Genomic DNA, 24078 nt, shown 5'->3' on the forward strand with positions numbered 1-24078 from the left:
CAATAAAGTAATAATATTGCAGTCATAAACACCACCACATAGATGTTAGTAGTTCCAGGGAGTTCACGTAAGAAATCAGCCGGCGAATAACTTATGAAATATGGCAAATGGATAGTTGCATTCATTAATAATAAAACTATTTGCAAAACTAAACCTGTACACATGGCAGCAAACTTATTTTTAATCCACAAAGAAGTAATCATTGCGAATACAGAAAATAATCCTCCCCAAAGAGAAGAAAATATAATTGACAAAATAGCGTGGACAAATGGATGGGAATAATAAAGGGAGACAAACAGCATAGTAAAATTTCTAGCACCAATATTAATATTAAGTAAATTATCGGGCTTAACATTAGGTAATATCATAAACCAAGATAAGAAGTTAAACAGTAAAGGAACAGCAATCACAATAAAGCCAGTCATAAATGCGATTTCTAGGTATCCTAACAAGATTTGTTTAATGGACTTCTCCATCTTTAATTTATAAAAATAGCCGTTGGTAAAATCTTCTTTTAATAATGTACTGGCAGGTAAACTCGCTATTAAAGGTAACAAGATAAAAAATATAGTAGGAACAAAAGTAAATCCATCTATTGATATCCACATAGTATAAGGTGAGTTTGTCGCAGGAATATTTTTAGACGCAGAAACAGCACATTGTACAACGCTAATACTTAACCCTATTGCCAATGCTAAAAACAACCATAATTTATTTAAACGTGACCACAAAAATTTCATTTTATTCTCCCTATTCTAGCAGAAGCGAATATTTGACATAGTGCTTCTTAGTTGGTACCAAGAAACTGAAACGTAATTTTTGATTGCGCATGTCATATGAATAACGCGGAATGATAAAAAATATTGTAAAAGGCTGATTGCCGTGCGCTAATGCTTTATCAGGATTAATACTGTGGTGACTTTTATCATACAATTTTATTGAGGGATTGCTTATACCATAAGGATTATTTAGATACATATTTTCTCTAAAATTAGGATTGTTCTTTTTCTCGCCATAGAATGACTGACCAGTTTGACGTATATTAAATTTGACTTTGGCTTGTACAGCGTCCTTACTTTTCTTAACTGCAGCTTTATGAACAATAAAGTCAACGTGATAGGCTTTTACCAATTCATTTTTGTGAAAAAGCTGTTCTTTAGTCACACCATACTGCTGAGGATGGGCGTTTACCTGGCGGTAGCGATAAAAGCCCACGCAGCCAACTACAATTATTATTACCACGAAGAAGCTCCATAATAATTTTTTATTTTTCATGATTAATTGTTCCTTCTTGTACATATAGCTTTTGCGTGGCGACTTTGTTTACAAATTCATGATCATGCGAAGCAATAACAAAGGTTGAACCTTTATGGTTATACCCATCAATCAATCTGATTAATTTACCAATACTTTCATGATCCAGTGCATTGGTGGGTTCATCCAGAACAATTAACGGATAGGCTCCGAGAAAAGCCTGTGCGATTCCTAATTTCTGCTTCATCCCCAGTGAAAATTTCTTAACTTTTTGTTTAGGGAACCTAGTTAAATCAAAGTATGCCAATAAATCATTAATCTGCTTTTCTTGAATATCTGGATCTAATTTCGCTAGTAGTTCTAAATTTTTATGAGCAGTAAATTCTTCTATTAAACTGGGATTTTCAATTAAAATTCCCGCTTTAATAGGATAAGGCTCTTGGACCTTCATCTCCTTACCATTAACTATGACTTCCCCACTGGTATTTATTAGACCTAAAATCGTTTTTAAGATTAACGTTTTACCGGAACCGTTTATTCCTTCTAAAACAGTGATACTGCCTTCTGGAATATCTGCACTAACATCATGCAATAGTGGCCGTCTTTTCACTATTTTTCCTACTTCATTTAATTCAATAAAACTCATTTTTTACTCCTTACTCTACACTAAAGAAATGGTCAATAATCCCATAAACAATCACCATAATCAAAGTTGCCAGCAATAAAAATAAAAAGCCAGGGAAATTAAATCTCATAATTATCAAGCAATTCAAAGGATTTAATTGCCATTTTAAAAGAGATGTCATTATCAAAAGTGAAGCTGGAATAATCAGACCCAATGCCGAATTAAACTTTCCAATTGTACCTTGCAAAAGAAGCGTCAGATATATTCCTAAAAAATTGTTGATGAAAAGTAGTGGGATCGCCTGCCAGTCAGCTAAATTAAAAAAAGACAAAGAGGGCAATTTAAATAAAGCCGTAACAAGCGACATAACTAAAAGTGTAACAAACACGTAGGCCAAAGCTATTACTCCCATTAATAACATAGTGACAACAGTAAAATTTTTCGGTGGAATTTGTAATCCTCTTAGGTGCATAACGGTAGTTTGCCAAAGCAGTTTAAAGCTATTTAGCATAATAAGTAGCGGTATTAAGAAATAGACCAGCCACAAAATAAAATTAAAAGATGTATCTTGACTGGTATCGGCAAAGAAAAGATTAAATATAGAAGTATGTGGACTGTTAATTAGCTGCGCACTGAGAAAAATAATTGAAAAGCAAATCAAACTTAGCCAACAAATTAAACGGAAGCGGATTATTTGCCATAAATATAATAATTGATTCCAAAATAGACGTTTCATAAAGACCTTCTTTTTAAAAGTGAGGATAGCCACATAATAAGTACAATTTAATTCGACTTTTATAGATAGCCAATTTTTATTTCTTATTTTTTAATTATCGTTTAATTCTATACATTAATAGTATCATTTTAGTATTGTTAAAAATAGTAGAATTAAACTTTTAATAATCCAGCTCACTATAACGATTAGTAATTAAATAGACGATTAGCATTAATAGCGTTGTAACTAGTAACAACAGAATATTGTTCTTATTGACACGCAGCAACATTAAACTATTGAGCGGATTATATTTCCAAGTGGTATAAATCGTGATAATACACAGGCTAAAAGGAATAATTATACCCAATGGAGCATTGAAGCGACCGATAGTGGTTTGAATTATCAACAACAGAAATATTCCTAAAAAATTGATAATAAACAATACTAATAAAGCTGGTAATCCGTGAAATTGTAATAGCTTAAAATTTCTTAGCCAAGAAAAGTCAGTCATTAAAGTCATGATTCCCTCTGTTAGTACCACATAAATGATGGTGATCAACCCCATTAACCCAACATTAACTACAGCGAAACTTAATGGTGAATATCGCAGCCCTCGCAATTGCATTCCCCTTGCTTGCCACAATTGTTTAAAACCGCTTAAGACTATCAGTAGCGGTACTACAAAATAAACAAACCAAAAAACAGGCAAAATAACTTGGCGTGATTTAACAGCGTTAAAATCAACTCCCATGAAAAAAAGAGGAACTATAGCGGAATTAGGCATTAGTTTCAACATCAGTATTACAAAGCATATTAACCCTAACCAAAAAAGAAAGCGCGATTTTATTAGTTGCCACAAAAATAAAAATTGATTCCAAAATAAATTTACAAGAGATGCTTTTGAGTCTACCGCTTTAGAATGCAATTGTTCTCTCCTTATTTGTTCACACTCGCACTAGTCAAAAATGAAAAAGCTTACACTAATGATACCACTTGTTCAGAATTTAAAAAATACGATCAGTAGAATTAAAATATTAAATTCCTTTAATTAAAGCAAAAATGCTCCAGGCATTAATCAACTGATTAACTTTCTAGGGCATTTTAATAAAAAAGGTTAGCTATTATGATGTGAACCCTAAAATTAGGACACTTTATTAGCTTTACTGAGGACTAACTGCCGATATTCGATCGGAGTTAGTCCTTTTAGTTTGATTTTAATTCTTTTCTGACTGTAATACTCAATAGTTTCTTACTGCATCTCCCAGCTCGGTGAGATTCATATACAGCTTTTCAAAGCAATGGAACATTTATTCATGAAAAAAAGTGCTCCTTATAGTCAGATTATTGTCTAACTATTATGGAACACTTCAATTTCGAAGGTCATATCCCTTTTTACTTATTTTTCTCTCTTACTTTCTATGCTTTATCGATAGCTCAAGATCAAGATTGCTTTGATAAATCAATTATTTGATCAAACATTTCTTGCTCTTTTTCTGATATGTGGTGTGCTACTTCGATCACAGTTCCTTTAAACTCACTTAGAATAGTTTGATGTATTTGCAAAGATAAGTTCTGATCAAGAGATGAAGTTGCTTCATCAGCCAATAATATTGGTCTTTTTGATACTAATGCTCGTGCAATTTCAACTCGTTGATTTTGACCACCAGATAAATTACTGCCACTCTTTCCAAGTTGGTAGTCTAAGCCCTTTTCGTTTACGAGATCAGTTAAACCGGCTTGTTCAACAGCATAATTTAAGTCTTCTTCAGACACATGGCGACCTAAAGTAATATTGTATTTTAAAGTATCATCTAAAATAAAAGGCTTTTGCTGAATAAAAGAGAAGTACTCATGTAATTTTCCCCAATCACCATTTACTTCAGAATGATTAACTTCATAGGATCCAGAATCAAGTTGTTGAATACCAATTAATACATTCAGTAAAGTTGATTTCCCCCAACCTGATGGAGCTTGCAGGAGAACTTTTTCCCCGGAATCAATTTTTAGATTAACATTGGCAAAAATTTTCTGTTTACCCTGACTAACTCCAGCATCAGTCAATTGTAATGATTGGAACGTATCTGAAGCAGTTGCAGTATTGCTACCCTGCGGCTTTATTAGCAAGTCGATTTTTTTGATTTTTTGCAAAATCGGTTTTGCCGTTTTAATATCGTTAACTGAGCCAAAAATACCAACTACAGGATTAATAAAATTATTAGCCAGTTGTGAAATCATCATAAAAGTGCCTAAAGTCAGCCGACCGCTAACAATGAAACTAATACCAATGGCAAAAGGAAGGAACATACTGAAAATATATGCTACTATCATAGTCATCTCATTAGACATGCCTTTAGTCCAATTGGTTTTGAAAAGAGCCGTTTCCATCAGCTTCGCCGCTTTAATCAGCCTGTTAACCATTGAAAATTGAACATCATAGATATTAGCCATTTCCGCTCCGGAATGAGTTTCATTAACGGTATTGGTATAGTTGCTATTATATTTTTCCCACTTTTCAGAATTTTTTTCGATCTTAGGACCAAAAACAGATTGGATAACGGCAGGAGTAAATGAAGCTATTAAAAATACCAATGCAATAATCCAAGAACTAACAAATGCAGAGATTACAGCCGCCAGAAATTGAATTAAATCAGAAATAATTGAAAGCTCTGCCTCAATACTATTAGTTTCAATTTGCTTGAGGTCATTAGTCATAAATGAACTGTCAATTTCGTCATGACCAGCATAGCTATTCACTAAATAATTAGCAGACGCACTTTTCAGGGCAAGATTAATTTCTTCGATAATTTTATAATATAAATACTGATATATAACGCCGACTATTCCAAATATTAGCAGACCACAAACAGCAAAGACAGTCAGCTTGATTAAGCTGCCTTGAGGCTTTTGGGCGAAATCAATAAATTTTTGAAAAATGAAGGCAACAAAAACAACCTGAAGTGATTTTAAAAGAGCAAAAAAGACATACAAGGCGAGTCTCCACGGGTTTGAATATTTTATAATCATTGATTTTCCTTTCAATATTTTTTAAATAGCATTTTGTTAGTCTAGTTCTTAACTTATAGTATGTATACTCATTTTTAAATTCAATATTGCTCTTAAGCTTGCCCAATAAGCCATGTGAAGAAATTTTTAGCTTAATTATTAAAACTCAGGCTTTTAAATTAATAAAAAATAAATATTAGATAACCAAAATAATAAGGTTTTAATCTTTAAAAGTCAATAAGATAATTTTATTTTCTTTTAATATTTATACTGAACAATTTCCCGTTAGCACTAATTTTTTCCTTAATCCTATTTTGTAACTGTAAAAAAACGATTATAAATGGCAACATGCAATCCCTGACTCAGTCAACTTGTGCAAAATTAATTCAGTCATGATATAATGTAATTGTAAAGAAAAGAGGCCTTGCGCTAACAAGACCTCTTTGAAAACAAGCAGCCGCTCTAAAGGCGGTTAGCTGTCTAGGTAATAGAAGACTTCCCCAACTTGCTAAAGTATGATTGGGACGGTCTTTTTTATTTCTTGTGATTATTGATATAATCCAACAACACAATAATAAACGTGGCGAATGCCAACATTATTTGTAATGCCTGGTAAACGCTCATTGACTGCTTCTCTTTCTAGCTATGCTAGTCGCAATCATTACTCAGTTCACCGTGCTAAATTAATTCAGTCATGATATAATGTAATTGTAAAGAAAAGAGGCCTTGCACTAACAAGACCTCTTTGAAAACAAGCAGCCGCTCTAAAGGCGGTTAGCTATGTGAGAAATAGAAGACTATCCCTAACTAGCTAAAGTATGATCGGGACGGTCTTTTTTATTTCTTGTGATTATTGATATAATCCAACAACACAATAATAAACGTGGCGAATGCCAACATTATTTGTAATGCCTGGTAAACGCTCATTGACTGCTTCTCTTTCTAAAAGATTTCGTGCCATAGGCACCATCTCCTTTCCGGATCAACAGCCAACCGCCCTCAAAACAATTTGCTTGAATTCTAAATTAATTATAGCAAATACTGTTTGCATATTGAATAACTATAAAGCATTATTGCCAAATCAATGGCTTATTTTGACTATTTCCACTATATAGTATTTTGTTTCCCTCTTTAAAAACTAAAATACATTTTTGACAATGGTAAAAAACGGCTTTACTACCATTATATTAAGCCAATCCAAGTTTAAAATGAGCGCATTTTTAAGGTATGTAAATAAGACTTTTTAATCAATGTTGGGAGCGCTAAAATAACTTTAACTCGTAATACAATAAATATAGGAAAGGAATTTGTATGATTAGAAAATGCCAAGTTGCTGACAGTCCAGCTATTCAAAAAATCAATCAAGTTGAACTAGGTTATGATTATTCTGTAGAAAAAACGACTGCCAACATTAAAAGGCTGCTAAATGATCCTGAACATCATTATCTCTGGGTTTTTGAAGATGATAATACCAAAAAAGTTGAAGGCTATTTGCATGCAGAAGTTTTTGAAGAAACCTATTTTGACCCCATGTTCAACGTTTTAGCTTTAGCAGTAGATTCTTCTGCCCAAAAGAAAGGCATAGGCAGTCAACTTATGCAAACTTTGGAAAAGCAGGCTAAAAATTTAGGCATGAAAGAAATTAGGTTAAATTCAGGAGAATCACGTTTAGGTGCTCATAAATTTTATGAAAAGCTGGGCTATACCAGCAATAAAATGCAAAAAAGATTTGGTAAAACACTCAAATAATTTTTATTTAAACTACAAAGTATGATTCTTGTTGTTTTGATATCCATCAAAATTAATAGAGGTTAAATTTATGAATAAAAAAATTCATGTTGGATTACTTTTTGGTGGCAATTCATCAGAATATGAAGTTTCGATCATGTCAGTTAATAACATTTATGATGCTATTGATAAAAATAAATTTGAGGTTCATCCAATATGGGTCACAAAAGAGGGATATCTGGCTGATGAAAAAGACTCCTATAAAGTTCTAGCAAATCCTAAATATACAATTAAAAATTCAGATAAAACTGCAAATATATCAAACATAGCACAGCTTGCAAATTTACCGGAAATAGACGTTTTCTTCCCCATCATTCATGGAAATTTAGGCGAAGATGGTTGCCTGCAAGGTCTTTTTAGAATTTTGAACAAACCATTTGTGGGCGACGATGTTTTAGCTGCTGCAGTTACGATGGACAAAGAATTCACTAAAATTTTGACGCAAAGAATTGGTATTCCTGTAGCAAAATGGGTTTCAATAAAGCGTATAGAATATAATGATAAGAGCAATGGAAAAAATGACTATACAAAAATAAGTCAAAAATTAGGTAATGATTTGTTTGTTAAGCCTTCTAATCAAGGTTCATCCGTTGGAGTTCATCATGTAACTAATAAGCGTGAGTATGAAGAGGCATTAGAAGATGCTTTTAAATATGATGACAAGATATTAGTAGAAGAAACAATTCATGGTACAGAAGTAGAAACTGCTGTTCTGGGTAATGATAATCCACAAGTTTCTGGTGTTGGGCAAATTATTAATGCTGAGGGAACTTTTTACAGCTATGAGAATAAATATGGTGAAAATTCCACGTCAATATTACAAATACCGGCAAAATTACCAGGTTCTATTGTTGAGAAAGCAAGAGCAATGGCCTTAAAGGTATACCAAATAACAGAATGCAGCGGTTTAGCCAGAATTGACGCTACTTTGCGTAAAGACGATAACGAAATAGTATTCACTGAACTAAACGCACTACCGGGTTTCACTAATATGAGCATGTACCCGAGACTTTTTGAAGAGGAGGGCATCTCTTATTCAGATTTAATTTCATTATTGATTGAAAACGCACAGGAAAGATTTGAACATAAAAAAACATTATTGCATAGTATAAAATAATATGCAAAAACAATTTAATAAAAAAGTAAGTCTCGAAAGTGTAAAACCTTTTCGAGACTTTTGGTCACTATTAAATTAGCCATCCAATTTTCTGGTCCAATAAGGATCATTTCCTACTTTATCAAGTAAAATTTGTAAAATCTTCAGGAGTTCTTCATCATTAATTTCTATTTTTTCTGATTTAATTGGTATTTTTGCTACTTTTTCATGATATGAATTTAACAATTGATTAATTTTATTTATTATGATTTGTTTTGCTTTATTAGTACATAAATTATTTAAACCAATTGAAGCTGCTAATTTTAAGACAAAATTAGACCATTGACCAGATTCTAAAAATCTATTTAGTTTTGAATTTTTTTCTGATATAAAACAATTAGCACAAGCTTGTCGAATAGATTTATATCTGTTATGCACATAATCTCCATATTTTTGACCATCATATTCAAAATTCAGAACTTTTTCTTCGTTTGCATTTAAACCAGAACCAAGATAGCCTTCCCAAAAAGCAACATATTCAAAATCCGCAAGTTGTTCTATTTTTTGTGATTTAGACTGAATAGATGGTAAATAGAATTTAGGATCATTCTTAATCTCTACGTTGCCAAAGGTTTCAGAAAAACATAATTCGACTAGTAGTGCTTCAGCATCATAAACGTTTTTACCAAAATCTAACTTATTTTCTATAGTCTTTGCTTTTTCAGCAAAACATTGTGTGAGTGAATAAATGTTTATAGTACTTAAAGGTTTAGAATTAGCAGGAATATAGCTTCCAATAGGATATAAAAGCAAGCAAGAACGATAAATATATATCAACTTAGTTAGTGGAGCATTAAAGCCTAATTTTTCAATTACTTTTTTGACTATAGAAGACATTTTATAAATAACTTTGTTTTCAAAATTTGCATAATCAAGATTAGTTTTATTTTCAAAAGTTTCTATTTTTTTCTCAGTCTGTCTTAGTATTAATTTAACTAATTCGTTTGGTGTATGACGAGGTTCCGTGTTTATTGCAAAGAGTGCAGCTAAGAGTAATTTTTTAAAATCTCCTTTATCATCACACGAGTTAATAAACAATAATAGCTCGTCACTACAGTCAATTTCGTCTAAATCTTTAGCATATGCTAAATTAGTAATTTTTTTAGGGTTATGTATCAGTTCTTTCAACTCTTTATATGAATGGCTATTTGAAAAATCATTTATAAAGTAATTAGTAGGAGCTTTTATGAAAACTTCAGGGAAACTATCATTATCTTTTTTACGATTGAGAATAGAACAAACTGAAAACATAATCTCTCTGTTGTCTTTATTTGTCTTCAAAATATTATCAGTTACATCAATTGATTCACTCCACTTAATTTTATCCCAGTTTTCAACTAATAGTTTATAAACATCTTTATGAAACAAATATAGATATATTATAACTAGTTGTTGATCAATTTGTACCCTTCCTTTTTTATCCTGTCCGCAAAATTCATTTTTTACATATGTTAAAAAATGATTTGCTTCACGTAACGTTCGATGCTCATTTATAAACAAATCACTAACTGTATCTTCTATAGAATTTGTACCCAAGTTATTTGAAATAATTTGTTCAATTTTAGGACCAAAGCTCTGTGGTTTTAATACTATGGGTAAAGAAATTATTTGATCAATTACTTTATCTAAAAAATTATTTTTAACTTTGTCTATATTTTCCCAGTCACCAACAAATATTATTCTAGCAGTGCCTCCTCTTTCATGAATTGCATTAAAAATTTTATACAGTTCTTTCTGAATATTAATATTTATTCGATCAAAATCATCAATAACTAAAACTTTAGGAATTGCATGATTTCTTAAAGTCTTCAAACAACACCATAAAAGAAATTTATCAACATTTATTAAGTTATTTTTAGATAAGTCAAATAAAGTAGTTATTATCACAGCGATCGTAATTGTAGCAAAAACAATATGGTTTTTGGGATCCATTTGAAAAATGCTTCTAATAGCTAAAATGACACTACTACAAATCATTAAAATTACGAAAACCCATCCTAAAAAAGTTGCAATCATATCCCATACTGGATGTATGGTGGAAAATAATTGTCTTGGTAAACTCTCATTATTTTTTGGCTTCCATAATTTTAAATAAATAAATTTAAGCCTCGTTTTTTTATTCTTTTCAAGTTCTTCTACTTTCTTTTCAACAGTTTCAAGGTATTCTGATTTACCGCTACCCCACTTACCTTGTAAGAAATATGTTTTATTACCATTGTTTAACAATAAATCAGCAAATTTTTTTGCCCAATTTCCAGTATCAATTTGAGCAATTTTCCATTGATTATTTTCCATAAAGCCTCTTAAAATAAAGAATAATAGTTAATAGTATTACATTTTATATATTGCAGTTTACTTATATATACATATATAAGTAAACTAAATTATAGTTTAACAAAACACTCTATACAAATGATATCAAACAAGTCAAGAACCAACCATTATATATTTTTCGATATGACTAATACTTAGAACGGAATTGATCTTTACCTTTTTTAGTTAATTTTTTGTAATAATTCACAATAATTCCAAGATTAAGGTACCACATAATATGTAAATTTAAAGCAATTAACTATACTTCATAATACATCTAAAGTGCTACTATGCATATGAGGTGATCAATAATGCTAAGTCCAGAAAAAAGCAAAATTTCGATTTCAGTTAAAGTTAATTCAGAAGATAAAAACCGAGTTACAGAAATATTTAACGGACTAGGCCTTAATCTTTCGACTGCCATTAATATATTTATAAAGAAAAGTATTGCTGAAGGTGGTTTACCGTTTGAAGTTAGGGATCCATTTTATAGTGAGGAAAATCAAGCTGAACTAAATCAGCGTTTCAAAAAGATTAACAATAATCAGGATATCCATTCACATCATCTTTTAAGTAGTGAGCAGAAGAAAGAATGACAGTAGAATTTTTAGATGAAGCTTGGAATGAATATGTTAATTGGCAAGTCGGAAAAATTAAAATATCAAATTGGTTGGTCAAGAAGAATAAATAATGTAGATAGATTAGTTTACACAGTTAAAAATGAGCGATTAATTATTATAGCTTGCAAAACTCACTATAATTAAAGCTAAAAATTCTCTTAGTTAGATTTCAATTTAACTAAGAGGATTTTTATCTGTATAAATCTTTACATTCACAAAACTAGCAATTTTTTTAAATATACTATTCATCTAAAAGTCTGATAAATCTATTGGTGCGGACACCTTTCCTTTTTTTAAATTAGCAACAGATTCATCCATTGCTTTTAATCCCTTTTCAAAAATACCCTTTGATTTGACTAATTCTCTATGTTCCACAGCTAAGTACTCATTACTATATTCTTTTGCATAACATAATTATATTTTAATTTAAGCAGTGCAACTAGTTTTTGCTAGCCATATGAGCAAAGTGATTGCTAACAACTTGCATAATAAATTTTTCCCTTTTCTGTGGGATCCACTGCGAAAAGCAGATCATATTAAAATTAATAAAAGCAGAAATAACACAATAAAAACCCGCCTTATTTATACGATCAAAGACGGGTTTTATATTACAAAATTTTTATTAATTATATTAGTATTTGGGTAATTTCCAAAACTAGTGGAACAACAATTACGAATAAGACCGTTGAGGTGGTCACAACGTTGGTAGCGTATTGCACATCCCCATGTGATTCACCAACTAATATTGGCAAAACTGCCAAAGCAGGAGTAGCTGATTGCACAACTAATGTTTGTTTAGCTAAACCAGTCAAAGCTGGTAACCAATTAGCACCAACAACAATTAAAATAATCATTAAAGCTGGTACTAGAATAAAACGACCTAGTAATGCCCAAATAGTATCACGGTCAAGGTGAATTGATTTTAAGCCGGCATCTGCCAATATAATACCAATATAGATGAGCGACATTGGGGTAACGATACCACCGACCATGCTCAACACGGCTGTAATCCAGCCAGGAATTGGAACTTCAACCAGTAAGCAAATCAAAGCTATTAAAAATCCCACTAGTGGCGCTGGCAACAATTTTTTCCAGTTAAATTTTTGCTGCTTATTCTTTTGTGCGGTCGGATCATCACTAGAAATGAAGAAGACACCAATTGCCCAAGTAGAAACAGTATTTAAAACATAATAAATTAAAAAGTATGGCATACTTTTTTGCCCAAATAAGGCGATATTTAATGGTAGGCCAATAAAAATGGTATTGGCGTTCGTAATGGCATTAATAAAAGTACCACGACGACCCTTGCGAATTCGCAAAACCTTGCATAATAACCAGGCAAACAAATAACTGAGGGCAAAGCAGATAATGGCATAGATCAGACCACCTGTTAAGCCAAATAATTTTTGTCGATTCAAATATTTTAAAACAGAAACAAAAATTGAAGCAGGCAGAGCAATATTCATAATCAAATAAGAAATATTGCCCTTAAACTGATCGCCTAGTTTGCCACTGGTGCGCAGCCAATATCCTAAAGCAATTACAAGCAACAGTTCAACAACGCTAGTTAATGAAGTAATAAAGGCTTGCATTTATTCTCACTCCTGCTCATCTTTATATTCAGGCGCCCAGCGAAGTGCTGCCACAGCTTTTTCACCATCTTGAAAATCGTTCTGGTTAAGATGGTCGGCAATAGCCTTGTTAGACACAGCTTTTGCTACAGTTTGGGAAAAGACATTCAATTTTTCGACTGGTGGCAAAACTGCTGCACCTGGTTTAGTGGAATCAACGATTCCGCCAAGCGAGTGGGCCGCTACACTGATCATCTCATCGCTTAAAATCTTGGCATTAACTGCCAAGGCGCCCAGACCAAGTCCAGGGTAGACCAAGGCATTATTGGCCTGGCCTATTTCATACTTGACGCCATTATATTCAACTGGATCAGCAGGAATACCAGTTGCTACCAAGGCTTTGCCCTTAGTCCAGTGAATTAAATCTTCTGCTTTTGCCTCAGCTAATTGAGTTGGGTTTGATAATGGGAAAATAATTGGCCGGTCGGTATGGGCAGCCATTTCTGTCACAATATCCTGGGTGAAAGCGCCTGAACGGGTTGAAGTTCCTACTAAAATGTCGGGGTGAATTGCCTGCACAGCACTCTTCAAATCTTTAAGCTGGTCGGCGTTAGTGAATTCAGAGCGTTTTCTTGCAAAAGGCTTCTGCGCTGGTGTTAAATCAGGAGTATCCTCAAAAAGCAATCCTTGTTTATCCACCAAGTAAAAGTGCTTGCGTGCTTCATCAGGCTGTAAACCTGCTTGCAACATCTCAGCGTAGACCTGTTCAACAATTCCGGTACCAGCAGTTCCGGCACCGAAGCAAACGTACTTTTGGTCTGTTAACTTTTGTCCGCTAATCTTCAATGCTCCCAAAATACCAGCCAAAACAATGACTCCAGTACCCTGAATATCATCATTAAAGGTTAGAATATGATCACGATAATGTTTTAAAATATTATCAGCATTATCCCGGCCAAAATCCTCAAAATGTAAATATAGTCCCGGAAACAGCTTTTCTACAGTTTGCACAAAGCGATCAACAAACTGGTAATAAGGATCTCCATTCACCCGACGCTGATGGTTGCCTAAGTAGAGCGAATCATTAAGTAATTTGTCATTGTTAGTGCCAACATCAAGAACTACGGGTAATACACATGCTGGATCGACACCAGCTGCAGCAGTATAAACCATCAACTTGCCAACAGAAATGTCGACGCCTTGAGTGCCCCAGTCACCAATTCCTAAAATTTCTTCACCGTCAGTAACCACTATTAGTTTTATATCACGGCCATCAGCCGCATTTTTCAAACTATCTTCGATTTGATCAGGTTCATTAATTGACAAAAATGCGGCATATTGCGGATTTACAAACAAATGACTGTAATTTTCAATAGTTTCAGCTATTGTCGGGTCATACACAATAGGCATAAATTCAGTGACATGTTCACTAAAAATTTTAAAGAACAGCACGCGGTTAGTATTAAAAATCGTCATTAGAAAAATCCGTTTTTCTAGATTCGTTGATTTTTCCTGGTATTGTAAATAAACTTCTCGAGCTTGTTCTTCAAGAGTCTGCACCTTTGGCGGTAACATCCCTACTAAATGATATTGTTCTCGCTGCTCTTCTGTAAAAGCAGTCCCTTTATTCAAAAATGGGTCATTCAACCTATCTTGTCCTGTTTTAGCCATTTTCTCACTCTCCGTCTATTTAATTATTAATAGCACGTACTATATTCTTAGACTATATCCGGGGTGAAAAAAGTGCAATTAATTTAACTTATAGTAAAAGCGTATAGTGTATAATAAAGAGTTAAATATAGTTAATTATAACAAGCAAAAAGCCAATTCAACTTGATGAATTGGCTTTTTTTGAAATTTAAGCAAACAATTATCTTATGCTTTGTAACGTGACTCACCATTTAAGTAAGTTTCACTTAAGGTCATATCTGGGTTTAATACTAAGAAATCAGCGTCCTTATCAGGAGCAATTGAGCCGCATTTATCCAAAACATGAGCGCTCTTAGCCGGTACGTAAGAGGCCATCATGATTGCTTCTTCAGGTGTAGCAACATTCCAATCAACAACGTTTTTAACAGCAGTCTTCAATTGTAAAATGCTACCAGCTAAATTATTGCCACCCTTTAAGCGAGCCATGCCTTCCTTAACATAAACAGGCAACTCACCTAACATGTAGTCACCATCAGGCATCATGCCGGCTTCCATACAGTCTGTGATCAAGCAAATATGTTCGGCACCTTTAAGCTGAACTAATGCCCGTACCATTTCTTTTTGAACATGGTGACCGTCACAGATCAACTCATCTGTCACATTATGCAGCGCCATTGCCGCGTTAGAAATTGATGTATCGTGATGTGATGGATCAGGCATACCATTAAAAGTATGAGTAAACATAGTGGCACCAGCTTCAACACCGGCTTTAGCTTCTGCAAAAGTAGCGCTTGAGTGTCCTAAAGCTACAACTACACCCTCTTTAACAGCTGCACGAATGAATTCTTTAGCGCCTTTTCTTTCAGGAGCAAGAGAAATTTTATTTAAAAGTCCTTTTGATTCTTCGCGCCATTGATTAAACTGGTTAATATCAGGGTCAAGCAAGTATTTAGGGTTTTCCGCACCAGCATGTTCCGCAGTAAAGTATGGGCCCTCAAAGTGAAGTCCCTGAATTTTAGCACCAGTTTCTTCACCCTTATGGGCACCAAACATCTGACAAATTTTGCTTAATGTATCAGCACCGGCAGTGTAAGTCGTTGGCAACCAGCTGGTAACACCTGAACGCAAAAAGCCTTCTGACAAGTGGTTAATTCCCGCCCAGTCACTTTTCATTACGTCTTCTTTTAGTGAACCGTGAACGTGAGTATCAACAAGTCCCGGTGCTATCCACTTACCTTTATAATCGATAATTTTACCTTCCGGCTTTTGGTCTTCAGTATAATAAAAGCCGAATTTGCCATCATCTTGTACTTCTAAGTAACCACCTTGTTCAGTTACATTTTCAAGAAAGAATTTATCTGCATGAATATAATAAGTCATAATATTTTGGCCTTTCTTTTATAAAATAAACCTCTTACTTATAGTTTCATTTTAGCTTAATCAACTGGTCTTTACCAGTTCAATTTCAAATAGTACGGAAAGTTTTAATTTTTTAGTTATAATAGTGGTGTAGGTAACTAATTAGGAAGCAAAAATCATGATTCAAAATACGCAAACAAATAAACACTCATTGGGAGCACTTACTGGTGCCAGCAAGTGTGACCATTATTATGAATTACACTTTGCCACTGGCGAAATTGCGCACTTTTACGTCTTAGCTGACGGTATTTTTCGCCTTTTAATTGATCCAGAGCAAAATTTTAGTGAAAATCGGACCGCAAACGTTCAGCTGGCGCAATTTGATAATACTGCTTTTACCAATTCTCAGGTCAGAGCTACCAACGATTCCTTAATCATTCATACCGGCAACTATCAAATTATCTTCGGTCAAAATCCGGCTGTGCTCAGTATTTTTGATGAATCGCTGCATCATAATAGGATGCGTCAGTCGCAACCGCTCGAATTTAGTGAAAACGAAACGCGAGAATTTTTAGCAGAAAACCAAAACGAATTTTTCTACGGTGGTGGACTGCAAAATGGTTATTTTAGTCATAAAGGCCATAAAATCGCAATTAAGCATGATCAAATAACGGGAAAAGGCGGTGTAATTATGCCTGTCCCCTTTTTCTGGTCGAATGCCGGTTATGGTGAATTAAGAAATACCACTGCAGCGGGAAGCTATGATTTTGGTAAAACCCAGCGGGGAGTTACCGTCCTCGCTCATCAAGATGCTGTTTTTGACACTTTTTACCTCCTTGGCACTACCCCACAGGAAATTTTACAGCGCTATTTCACTTTAACGGGCAAGCCGATGTTACTGCCTAAATATGCTTTAGGTCTCGGCCATATCGGCAATTTCTGCACGACCTTATGGCAGCCAAGCCATGCCCAAGAGCGAAATGCCAGCAAAATTGGCAACAATTATTATACCCGTACCAAAGATGAAAATGCTGCTTCGGGTAAGGCCTCACTTAATGGGGAAGAAAATTACCAGTTTTCAGCAAGGGCGCTAATTGATCGCTATCACGCCATGCATTTTCCAATAAGCTGGTTTGTCCCTAACTATGGTGAGCAACCCGAAAATGAGCAGGCTCTTAGTTTCTTTAATGAATACGCGCAAACTCAGGGTGTTCATCCCGGATTTTGGCATCAGGGTGAAGTGGATCTGCCTGAAAAAACTGACTTTACTTATACTGCAGCTGGCGAAGCAGCTAAAGATACGGCAAAACTCCAAAGTGAATCGCAAAAAGAGCGGCCTCTAGTGCTGGCTGACAGCGGCACCGCTGGCATGCAAAAAAATGCCGCACTTATTTTTGGCGACGTCGGTGGTAACTGGGACAATATTACTAATCAAGTTGCGGGATTACTGGGAGCAAATCTTTCCGGTCAGCCTTTAGTTGGGGCAGCGGTCGATGGCCTGCAAGGCGGCGGCAACGCTCAAATCAATGTCCGTGACTTTGAATGGAAAAGTTTTACCGCTTTACTATTTAACTTTGACGATCAAGGTAATTTCAGTAAAAACCCGTTTGCTTATAATAAGAAAATAACTGAAATTAATCTGGCTTATCTTAAATTGCGCCAGCATTTAGCCAGTTACATTTATACGTTAAATGAACGGGCAAAAAATGGCGAACTGATTATGCGGCCACTATTCAGCGAGTTTCCTGATGAGCGTGCTAATTATACAGCTCAGTTTGGCAACGAGTTTATGTTGGGACCCAATCTTTTAATTGCTCCTATTACGAACGGTCGTGAAGACAAAAACGGTGATTCTCGTAAAGACAATTTATATTTGCCAGGCAAAAAAACGCTGTGGATTGATCTTTTTACCGGTAAAAAATATGCAGGCGGCAAGGTCTACAATAACTTAACTTTCCCACTATGGCATCTGCCGGTCTTTGTTCGGGGTGGCAGTATTTTTGACTGGAATAAGCGTGATTTTCTACTTTATCCCCAAGAGCAGAGTGAAGCCATTAGCTATGACGATGATGGGACAATTGCTGCAAGTAACAGTTACACTACTAAAATCTGCAGTAAAGTTGAACAGGAAAAGCTGCTGGTCACTATTGCACCGACTGAAGGTAATTTGACAAAGCAATCCGTTGAACAACCTACCAGTCTGACAATCATGTGCGATTTTTACCCTGATACTGTAACTATTAAAATTAATGATCAAGTTGTCCCCGTAGAAGAATACGGCTCGCTGGATGCTTTCAATCATGCTCATGAAGGTATTTTTTATAATACTAATTACGGCCTAGATGAATTTAAAAAATACCATAAGAACACGCAGACTGCGCTGCAAATAAAATTAGCCGCCAGAGATATTACCGCCACTGAAATAGAAATCACAGTCCGTAACTTCAACTATGGCAAAAACGTGTTAGTACACGAAATTACCAGTGGCGTCTTACCGTCACCAAAACTACCGGCAGTAGATTCAAGTAAGATCTCGGCTCATTCATTTGAACTTGCCTGGCCTCATGAGAGTGCCGTCCAGATTGAAATTAATAATCTTCTTTATGTTGGCATAACCGGCAAAAGTTTTACTTTTCATGAGTTAACGCCTAATACCCGCTATATTATTAGGATGCGTTATGCAATTAGAAATAAAGTTTCTGAATGGTCTGACCTTTTCGGCGTTATTACGAAACACGCCGCCAAAGACTATGCGATTGAAAACATTGAGGTAACCAGCAACTGTGATAGTAAAGAAAACCATCCCCTGTCCTATTTGACTGACCTGAAATTGGCGAGCGAATGGCAAACTAGCCAAACTGTTTCACCTGAGCAACCACTGGAATTAACTTTTAGCTTTGAAAAGGTTGAAAAGCTAAGCAGAATGGTTTTTGTGCCCCGGAATATTGATCATAATGGTGATCCTCTTGTTGTTTCAATTGCTGTTTCAACAGATGGTGAAAACTACACTACTTACGCAGACCACTTACAGTGGAAGGCTGATACTAAAAACAAGGTAGTAGGCTTGCGGGATGTGCGCGCTAAAAAAGTGCATTTGACGATTTATCAATCATCCGGTCCAATTGTTGCAGCAAGAGAAATTATCTTTTTCAGGGCAAAAAGATAACTAAATATAAGAAAAACACGAAATTAATATGTACTGAGCTCCTAAAAGTTGTCCTAAATTTGGAGCTCTTTTATTTAAAAATTATATTAGACATTTAATTAGGCTTTTGACTCATGATTTGTCTATGTATTTTTGTTTTAAGGCTTTATCGCATTGAAAATATGATTATGGTTTCTATTAATTATGCAAAATAACTGTTAAGACTATATTGCTGATTAAAATCAAGATGACCTTGGGTGCGGTGTATACTTGTACTAACATAAATTAGGGAGCTAATATTAATGAAAAAGAAACTGGGTATGTTTATTGCTAGAAAAGTTGGTAATTCTATAGTTCTCACGGTTCCAAGTAAGGCTGGAGTTAAACCTGGACAACGATTTGAATTGATTCAGGAAGATAATGGCACTTTAATCTATAAGGCTATTGACTCTAATCCGTGGTTTAATGGAGAATATGATGATATTGATTTTAAAAAAGAAATTGCAAAAGTAGGTAATCCCGATACTATGCAGGTTGGTAAGGAGAATATTTCGTGGTAGCACCCAAACAAGGAGATATTATTTAAATAGATGCTGAACCACATGCAGGACGAGAAGAAGGCGGCCATGATCCCCAATCTGGCAATATTCAAAGACCAGCGATAGTGATATCAAATAATGCATATAATCAAAAAACAGGACTCGTTATCTGCATGCCTCTTACGCATGATCTTAAAAAAGATAATCGTGGTCTATACTATCGTCTTGCTGATATCAGCAGTGGGATATCTGGTAGTGTAGTTACTTTTCAAATGCCTAATTATGATTTTTCCGGTCGAAATGGTAAAATTGTCGGACATGTTAATGATAAAGATTTGGATAACTTGCTATCTAAAGCATATCAAATTTTAGATAAGCGCTAATTTTCATCAAAATATTACTTAACCTAAAATAAAAACCCAAAAAGTGAAGTGCTCCATAATAGTTAGACATTAATCCGACTATTAGGAGCACTTTTTTCATGACTAAATATTCGATTACTTTAAAAATTAATTTGGGGTTCACATCATTTTTAGGAATAAGGCAATACTTGCTATAATTAAATTTGAATTGATAGCAAATTGTTTTGAGGGCGGCTGGCTGTTTCACTTGAAGGAAGAGGGTGCCTATGGCACGAAATCTTTTAGAAAGGTGTCCAGCTATTGAGTGTGTACCATGCGCTAGAATTAGCGCTGACATTTGCCTCGTTTATTATTGTCTTGTTGACCTATATCGACAAACACAAATAAAAAAAGACCGTCCCAACAATAACTTTAGCACGTTATGGGATTGGTCTTTAACCAAACTATAATCTAGCTAACCGCCTTTAAAGCGGCTGCTTGAAATTCAGAGAGGAAGTCTTGTTTTTGCAAGGCTTCTTTTTCTCTATAGTTATATTCTAGCATGATTAAACTGATCTTGCACAAGAACCTGATTAACTTATCTGGGTAATCCCTAATTTTTCTCTATATCGTTTGAATGTTATCCGATTGATTCCAGTTACCTTGCTGACAGCAATATCAGTCATACCACTTTGGTAAAGTTTAAAGGCGTGTTGCAATTGGAGACTGTTCTTATTGAATTTGGGCTTGCGGCCATGATAGCGGTTCTCAGATTTAGCAATTGGATGTGTCCTGCCGTTTCCGCTCCTTAATTCTCTTACGTTCGCTCTCAGTTTGGTACTTGTAAAGCTCTAAAATGATGTTATTCATCAACTCTACAGGTTAGAATCTTCAAAAAGCCTCGCAAAGACGAAAAAATGCAGTGTAACTCACCTATGCTTAATTGCGCTCATAATCTTAGTTAAATCCTGTTTATTTTGAAGACCAAAAGGGGTGTAATCTAATGAACAACTGGTGCTAACTTAAAATTAAAAAGTATACGAAAAATCGTTTAGTAATTAATGTTAACCACCAAAATTAAGATAATTTAACCATAAAAATACGACCTCAAAAATTATCTTAATTTCAGAGGTCGTATCAATATCAAAATCGTACATTGGCTTTTGCATAATAATTGGATGTCTAAGTTCTAGTTATACGTCACATTTATTGACTACAAAATATTTGATTTAAATTATTTTTTGTTGCGGTCATACCAATGAAGCACACAATTAACTATAAAAATATCCAAAAGTATAATGCAAAATTGTACAAAAATATTTGTCCACCTATTAGTTATGTAAGGTGATAAATATATTTGATATATGAAAACTATAATTCCAGTCGATATTCCGTACGCTAATGCGTTACGATATTTCACCGATTCATAATAATCAGATTCAGTCTTTTTCTTTCTATTCATTTTGTCTCTTATAAATTGAATTATTGCCAGCCCCACTGAGTAATTACTGGATAGTGATTGATGCCAGTAAGTATCCAATTAACATCAAACCAAACGCCACCTTTAATATTGTCACCAATTGTCGAACTTAGAAAAGCACCAATTGCAGCTACTATAGGGCCTCAATCAGGGTCAACAGCAGCGGTGATAATAGCTGTGAGACCTGCAAGACCGCCTGAAGCAACAGCTTTAGCAGTGCGTTGATCTATAAAAACTCTAATGTAATTGCATCCAAATTCAACCTTATTTACACCAAAATGATGCTTTGCGCGGGGTTGAATTTTGGAATCTTCTGTTGATGGTAAAACTCTAACTGATTTTCCAGAATTATTAATTTCAAATTCTAAAGTTGCAGTTTTTGTGCTTTTATTTATTACAAAAGATGATCCATTAATAAGTTGATTGGTATGGGCTATTACTTCTTGAGCAGAAAAATATTCAGCCTAAGTAATAACTTTTTAACATCGTCATTAAGAACATATTTATTATTTTTCACTTCTACATATGGGTCAATTTTGTCTACGACGTCTTGACTTAAGACATTAGATGGTTGAGCGTAAGCAGAATTATCAACAGAAGCTGCTGATACAGTATTTGTGACAGCAAAAGCATTATTATATACTTTTCTTAATCATATATGATTAATTACAATGTAATATGTACTTAATAAAAAGTCAACAATATTTTTAATTTATTTTTATTAATTCAAAATTGATTTGGAATTAATGCAGGCTTTGATCATTTCCTCATTTTTTCTCGGATGGTCGATCACTTGGCCACGACTAGCAGCATGTTAGTAAAATTATTTTTGGCAGCACAAATATCATTAGGGATAATATACTTTTTACTACTTTTTCCCACAAATATACCAGTGATTTTCAAAGTAAATCCTTCTGAATATCTTTTTTATGGTCTTGATACGAAATTAAGCATGTGTGAATTCGATTTTCCTTTTCTATATAGCAGTTTATAGCAGTTTGAGCAATTTTGCTTAGCAATATAGTAGAAGCAAACGAGCCACTTTTAATTCCTGCAACTGTTGATTAGCTGCTTGATTGTATTCATTTATTCTTTATCACCTAGATTTGACAAAGAGTTAAAAAAGACCCAACCATTGCTGGATCCTATAATAAAGTTTTAGGAGCTAATTAAAGCTCAAGTCCATCGTCACGATCAAACTCCTGCTGCTTTTTCTTAGAGGCCTTATATTCTTTCTGTAGCTTGTCCCAATCAAGTTGACTGTTTTTGAGATCTTTTTGAGCTTCCTCTTCATTTTTTTTAGCATATTGCAGACTTAAAATCCGATTTTTAAGTTCTGTTTCTACATAATCAGCGATCAAATTTCTAAATGGTTGAGGATCATTATTGGGCTGCTGGGAAACAGCTAATGCTTTCATGTATTGCTCTCGTGCGGGTTTAGATGGATTAACATTAACCACTGGATAACCATTTTCAGTTAAGACTAAGTTCATTAAAAGCCGTGCTGTACGTCCGTTGCCATCTTTAAACGGGTGAATAGTAACGAATTTTTGGTGCAAGTCGGTCGCATACTGCACCGGGTGCAACTTGTCTTGTGCTTCATTACTCCAAGCTTGTAATTGTTGCATTTTCTCGGGTATTTCATAAAAGTGGGCGTAAGGACGTGATTCTGAACCATAAGGGTAAACATCAATATTGCGATACTTACCGGCTTCTTCTTGCGGTTGAATTGTTGTCAAAGTTGCAATTCGGTTCAAGTTTCTAATATCCTCATTGCGAATTGGCTGTTTTTTAATTGCTAAATTTTGCATATAGTCATAAGCTTCATTTAAGTTAATGATTTCCAGTGTTTCCTTAATGGTCTTACCGTGAATAGTTGCGCCTAGCCCGCCGTTAAGAATCTCGGCAGTTTCAGCTTCGGTCATCGTGTTGCCCTCAATTGCAGCAGAAGACCATACATGCTCAATTCTGATATTTTGCTCGAGCTGCTTTACTTCAAGCGGAGATAATGGTCTATAGGTATCCATCTTATTTTTTAGGTTTGTAATCACAGCTAATTTTTGTCCGTATTCCATTGTAACACCTTCTTAATTTAAGTTAATATTTTGGGCCAACTAAAGCTCAAGTCCATCGTCACGATCAAGCCCCCGCTGCTTTTTATTCTGTTTACTCTTCTTAGCTGATTTGAGCATCTTTTTAAATTCGGCAATAGTTTCTTTTTCATCGCTTTCGGATAATTCCTGACTTTTATGTTCCGCCCGCGCCTGCAAGTTTGGCTCCATACCAAAAATACCATTTTGATACGTCCAGTCCTTAAGGTCGGTCATGTCATTGGAAAAGTAATAATCTGCCAGCTTTTGCTGCCACGTGGGCCACTTGTCAAGCGGTACGTTAATCAGACCGGCTCCGTTATCAATCATTATCTTGTTAGCTGCAATTGTGGCGGTTCGCTTGTTACCGTCGTAGAACATTTGCTGGCGCATATTGTGATACATCAGGGTCAGTGCCTTATCGGTGGC

The 24078-nt window shown here is 34.6% G+C and carries 24 protein-coding genes and 2 pseudogenes; 9 read left to right on the plus strand and 17 right to left on the minus strand.

The window, feature by feature from the left end:
- The 9 genes and pseudogenes from Q0R51_RS07270 to Q0R51_RS09055 form a co-directional block, all read right to left on the minus strand.
- A partial coding sequence (locus Q0R51_RS07270) for a hypothetical protein (protein ID WP_294757729.1) occupies positions 1–740 on the minus strand: 740 nt, incomplete at its 3' end.
- 10 nt (positions 741–750) lie between these two features.
- Positions 751–1275, minus strand: a complete 525-nt coding sequence (locus Q0R51_RS07275; RefSeq protein WP_294757731.1) for a hypothetical protein — start codon at positions 1273–1275, stop codon at positions 751–753.
- On the minus strand, positions 1265–1900 hold the full coding sequence (locus tag Q0R51_RS07280; protein WP_294757733.1) for an ATP-binding cassette domain-containing protein: 636 nt from the start codon (positions 1898–1900) through the stop codon (positions 1265–1267). Before Q0R51_RS07280 ends, Q0R51_RS07275 begins: the two co-directional genes overlap by 11 nt.
- A 10-nt stretch (positions 1901–1910) precedes the next feature.
- Complete coding sequence (locus tag Q0R51_RS07285; RefSeq protein ID WP_294757735.1) at positions 1911–2615, minus strand: rhodopsin; 705 nt, start codon at positions 2613–2615, stop codon at positions 1911–1913.
- 160 nt (positions 2616–2775) lie between these two features.
- A complete protein-coding gene (locus Q0R51_RS07290; protein ID WP_147446448.1) occupies positions 2776–3378 on the minus strand; it encodes a rhodopsin in 603 nt (200 codons plus the stop codon).
- A gap of 357 nt (positions 3379–3735) precedes the next feature.
- Positions 3736–3877: pseudogene (locus Q0R51_RS07295) on the minus strand (IS3 family transposase); the annotation flags it as partial.
- 157 nt (positions 3878–4034) lie between these two features.
- On the minus strand, positions 4035–5618 hold the full coding sequence (locus Q0R51_RS07300; RefSeq protein WP_294757738.1) for an ABC transporter ATP-binding protein: 1584 nt from the start codon (positions 5616–5618) through the stop codon (positions 4035–4037).
- 513 nt (positions 5619–6131) lie between these two features.
- On the minus strand, positions 6132–6221 hold the full coding sequence (locus Q0R51_RS09050) for a putative holin-like toxin (protein ID WP_081945396.1): 90 nt from the start codon (positions 6219–6221) through the stop codon (positions 6132–6134).
- A 213-nt stretch (positions 6222–6434) separates the two neighbouring features.
- Positions 6435–6524, minus strand: a complete 90-nt coding sequence (locus Q0R51_RS09055) for a putative holin-like toxin (RefSeq protein WP_081945396.1) — start codon at positions 6522–6524, stop codon at positions 6435–6437.
- A gap of 384 nt (positions 6525–6908) precedes the next feature.
- Between Q0R51_RS09055 and Q0R51_RS07305 the strand changes: the two genes are divergently transcribed.
- Both Q0R51_RS07305 and Q0R51_RS07310 read left to right on the plus strand, forming a co-directional pair.
- Positions 6909–7346, plus strand: a complete 438-nt coding sequence (locus Q0R51_RS07305; protein WP_294757740.1) for a GNAT family N-acetyltransferase — start codon at positions 6909–6911, stop codon at positions 7344–7346.
- 70 nt (positions 7347–7416) lie between these two features.
- On the plus strand, positions 7417–8502 hold the full coding sequence (locus Q0R51_RS07310) for a D-alanine--D-alanine ligase family protein (RefSeq protein WP_294757742.1): 1086 nt from the start codon (positions 7417–7419) through the stop codon (positions 8500–8502).
- Between the two features lie 75 nt (positions 8503–8577).
- Here the strand turns inward: Q0R51_RS07310 and Q0R51_RS07315 are convergent, their stop codons facing one another.
- On the minus strand, positions 8578–10836 hold the full coding sequence (locus tag Q0R51_RS07315; protein ID WP_278972728.1) for a P-loop NTPase fold protein: 2259 nt from the start codon (positions 10834–10836) through the stop codon (positions 8578–8580).
- A 329-nt stretch (positions 10837–11165) separates the two neighbouring features.
- On the opposite strand from Q0R51_RS07315, the gene Q0R51_RS07320 reads away from it, so the two are divergent.
- A complete protein-coding gene (locus tag Q0R51_RS07320) occupies positions 11166–11450 on the plus strand; it encodes a type II toxin-antitoxin system RelB/DinJ family antitoxin (RefSeq protein ID WP_199283082.1) in 285 nt (94 codons plus the stop codon).
- Between the two features lie 87 nt (positions 11451–11537).
- Entirely contained in the window at positions 11538–11618 is an 81-nt protein-coding gene (locus tag Q0R51_RS07325) for a type II toxin-antitoxin system YoeB family toxin (protein WP_233557734.1), read from the plus strand.
- A 105-nt stretch (positions 11619–11723) separates the two neighbouring features.
- Here the strand turns inward: Q0R51_RS07325 and Q0R51_RS07330 are convergent, their stop codons facing one another.
- From Q0R51_RS07330 to nagA, 4 genes are all read right to left on the minus strand, one after another.
- Positions 11724–11849, minus strand: coding sequence for a hypothetical protein (locus Q0R51_RS07330; RefSeq protein ID WP_294757749.1), 126 nt, complete (start codon positions 11847–11849; stop codon positions 11724–11726).
- A gap of 251 nt (positions 11850–12100) precedes the next feature.
- Entirely contained in the window at positions 12101–13066 is a 966-nt protein-coding gene (locus Q0R51_RS07335; protein WP_198202982.1) for an AEC family transporter, read from the minus strand.
- Positions 13067–13072: 6 nt separating this feature from the next.
- Entirely contained in the window at positions 13073–14716 is a 1644-nt protein-coding gene (locus tag Q0R51_RS07340; protein WP_294757752.1) for a malolactic enzyme, read from the minus strand.
- Between the two features lie 204 nt (positions 14717–14920).
- Positions 14921–16075, minus strand: coding sequence for an N-acetylglucosamine-6-phosphate deacetylase (gene nagA, locus Q0R51_RS07345; protein WP_174794721.1), 1155 nt, complete (start codon positions 16073–16075; stop codon positions 14921–14923).
- A gap of 157 nt (positions 16076–16232) precedes the next feature.
- On the opposite strand from nagA, the gene Q0R51_RS07350 reads away from it, so the two are divergent.
- The 4 genes from Q0R51_RS07350 to Q0R51_RS09060 all read left to right on the plus strand — a co-directional run bounded on the left by Q0R51_RS07350 (position 16233) and on the right by Q0R51_RS09060 (position 20487).
- Entirely contained in the window at positions 16233–19220 is a 2988-nt protein-coding gene (locus Q0R51_RS07350) for a TIM-barrel domain-containing protein (protein WP_294757755.1), read from the plus strand.
- Between the two features lie 281 nt (positions 19221–19501).
- A complete protein-coding gene (locus tag Q0R51_RS07355; RefSeq protein WP_294757757.1) occupies positions 19502–19759 on the plus strand; it encodes a hypothetical protein in 258 nt (85 codons plus the stop codon).
- Between the two features lie 26 nt (positions 19760–19785).
- Positions 19786–20121, plus strand: a complete 336-nt coding sequence (locus Q0R51_RS07360; protein ID WP_366938577.1) for a type II toxin-antitoxin system PemK/MazF family toxin — start codon at positions 19786–19788, stop codon at positions 20119–20121.
- Between the two features lie 285 nt (positions 20122–20406).
- Positions 20407–20487: a putative holin-like toxin gene (locus Q0R51_RS09060; protein WP_366125493.1), complete on the plus strand. Its 81-nt coding sequence runs from the start codon at positions 20407–20409 to the stop codon at positions 20485–20487.
- 185 nt (positions 20488–20672) lie between these two features.
- Here Q0R51_RS09060 and Q0R51_RS09065 read toward each other — a convergent pair whose 3' ends face one another.
- A complete protein-coding gene (locus Q0R51_RS09065; protein ID WP_366125492.1) occupies positions 20673–20798 on the minus strand; it encodes a hypothetical protein in 126 nt (41 codons plus the stop codon).
- Positions 20799–21601: 803 nt separating this feature from the next.
- Between Q0R51_RS09065 and Q0R51_RS07365 the strand changes: the two genes are divergently transcribed.
- A complete protein-coding gene (locus tag Q0R51_RS07365; RefSeq protein ID WP_294757759.1) occupies positions 21602–21784 on the plus strand; it encodes a hypothetical protein in 183 nt (60 codons plus the stop codon).
- Between the two features lie 944 nt (positions 21785–22728).
- Here the strand turns inward: Q0R51_RS07365 and Q0R51_RS07370 are convergent.
- Together Q0R51_RS07370 and Q0R51_RS07375 are read right to left on the minus strand one after the other, a co-directional pair.
- Positions 22729–23634 carry a Fic family protein gene (locus tag Q0R51_RS07370; RefSeq protein WP_294757761.1) on the minus strand — a complete coding sequence of 302 codons (906 nt, stop codon included), beginning with the start codon at positions 23632–23634 and terminating at the stop codon, positions 22729–22731.
- A 39-nt stretch (positions 23635–23673) separates the two neighbouring features.
- A pseudogene (locus Q0R51_RS07375) lies at positions 23674–24078 on the minus strand (filamentation induced by cAMP protein fic); the annotation flags it as partial.

Source organism: uncultured Lactobacillus sp. (assembly GCF_946477725.1).
In the GTDB taxonomy this organism is placed as follows: domain Bacteria; phylum Bacillota; class Bacilli; order Lactobacillales; family Lactobacillaceae; genus Lactobacillus.

Bases quoted from the DNA above. Each gene is read 5' to 3' on its own strand.
- Q0R51_RS07275 (WP_294757731.1), bottom strand. From the start codon at position 1,275: ATGAAAAATAAAAAATTATTATGGAGCTTCTTCGTGGTAATAATAATT.
- Q0R51_RS07280 (WP_294757733.1), bottom strand. From the start codon at position 1,900: ATGAGTTTTATTGAATTAAATGAAGTAGGAAAAATAGTGAAAAGACGG.
- Q0R51_RS07285 (WP_294757735.1), bottom strand. From the start codon at position 2,615: ATGAAACGTCTATTTTGGAATCAATTATTATATTTATGGCAAATAATC.
- Q0R51_RS07290 (WP_147446448.1), bottom strand. From the start codon at position 3,378: ATGCCTAATTCCGCTATAGTTCCTCTTTTTTTCATGGGAGTTGATTTT.
- Q0R51_RS07300 (WP_294757738.1), bottom strand. From the start codon at position 5,618: ATGATTATAAAATATTCAAACCCGTGGAGACTCGCCTTGTATGTCTTT.
- Q0R51_RS09050 (WP_081945396.1), bottom strand. From the start codon at position 6,221: ATGAGCGTTTACCAGGCATTACAAATAATGTTGGCATTCGCCACGTTT.
- Q0R51_RS09055 (WP_081945396.1), bottom strand. From the start codon at position 6,524: ATGAGCGTTTACCAGGCATTACAAATAATGTTGGCATTCGCCACGTTT.
- Q0R51_RS07305 (WP_294757740.1), top strand. From the start codon at position 6,909: ATGATTAGAAAATGCCAAGTTGCTGACAGTCCAGCTATTCAAAAAATC.
- Q0R51_RS07310 (WP_294757742.1), top strand. From the start codon at position 7,417: ATGAATAAAAAAATTCATGTTGGATTACTTTTTGGTGGCAATTCATCA.
- Q0R51_RS07315 (WP_278972728.1), bottom strand. From the start codon at position 10,836: ATGGAAAATAATCAATGGAAAATTGCTCAAATTGATACTGGAAATTGG.
- Q0R51_RS07320 (WP_199283082.1), top strand. From the start codon at position 11,166: ATGCTAAGTCCAGAAAAAAGCAAAATTTCGATTTCAGTTAAAGTTAAT.
- Q0R51_RS07335 (WP_198202982.1), bottom strand. From the start codon at position 13,066: ATGCAAGCCTTTATTACTTCATTAACTAGCGTTGTTGAACTGTTGCTT.
- Q0R51_RS07340 (WP_294757752.1), bottom strand. From the start codon at position 14,716: ATGGCTAAAACAGGACAAGATAGGTTGAATGACCCATTTTTGAATAAA.
- nagA (WP_174794721.1), bottom strand. From the start codon at position 16,075: ATGACTTATTATATTCATGCAGATAAATTCTTTCTTGAAAATGTAACT.
- Q0R51_RS07350 (WP_294757755.1), top strand. From the start codon at position 16,233: ATGATTCAAAATACGCAAACAAATAAACACTCATTGGGAGCACTTACT.
- Q0R51_RS07355 (WP_294757757.1), top strand. From the start codon at position 19,502: ATGAAAAAGAAACTGGGTATGTTTATTGCTAGAAAAGTTGGTAATTCT.
- Q0R51_RS07365 (WP_294757759.1), top strand. From the start codon at position 21,602: ATGCCAGTAAGTATCCAATTAACATCAAACCAAACGCCACCTTTAATA.
- Q0R51_RS07370 (WP_294757761.1), bottom strand. From the start codon at position 23,634: ATGGAATACGGACAAAAATTAGCTGTGATTACAAACCTAAAAAATAAG.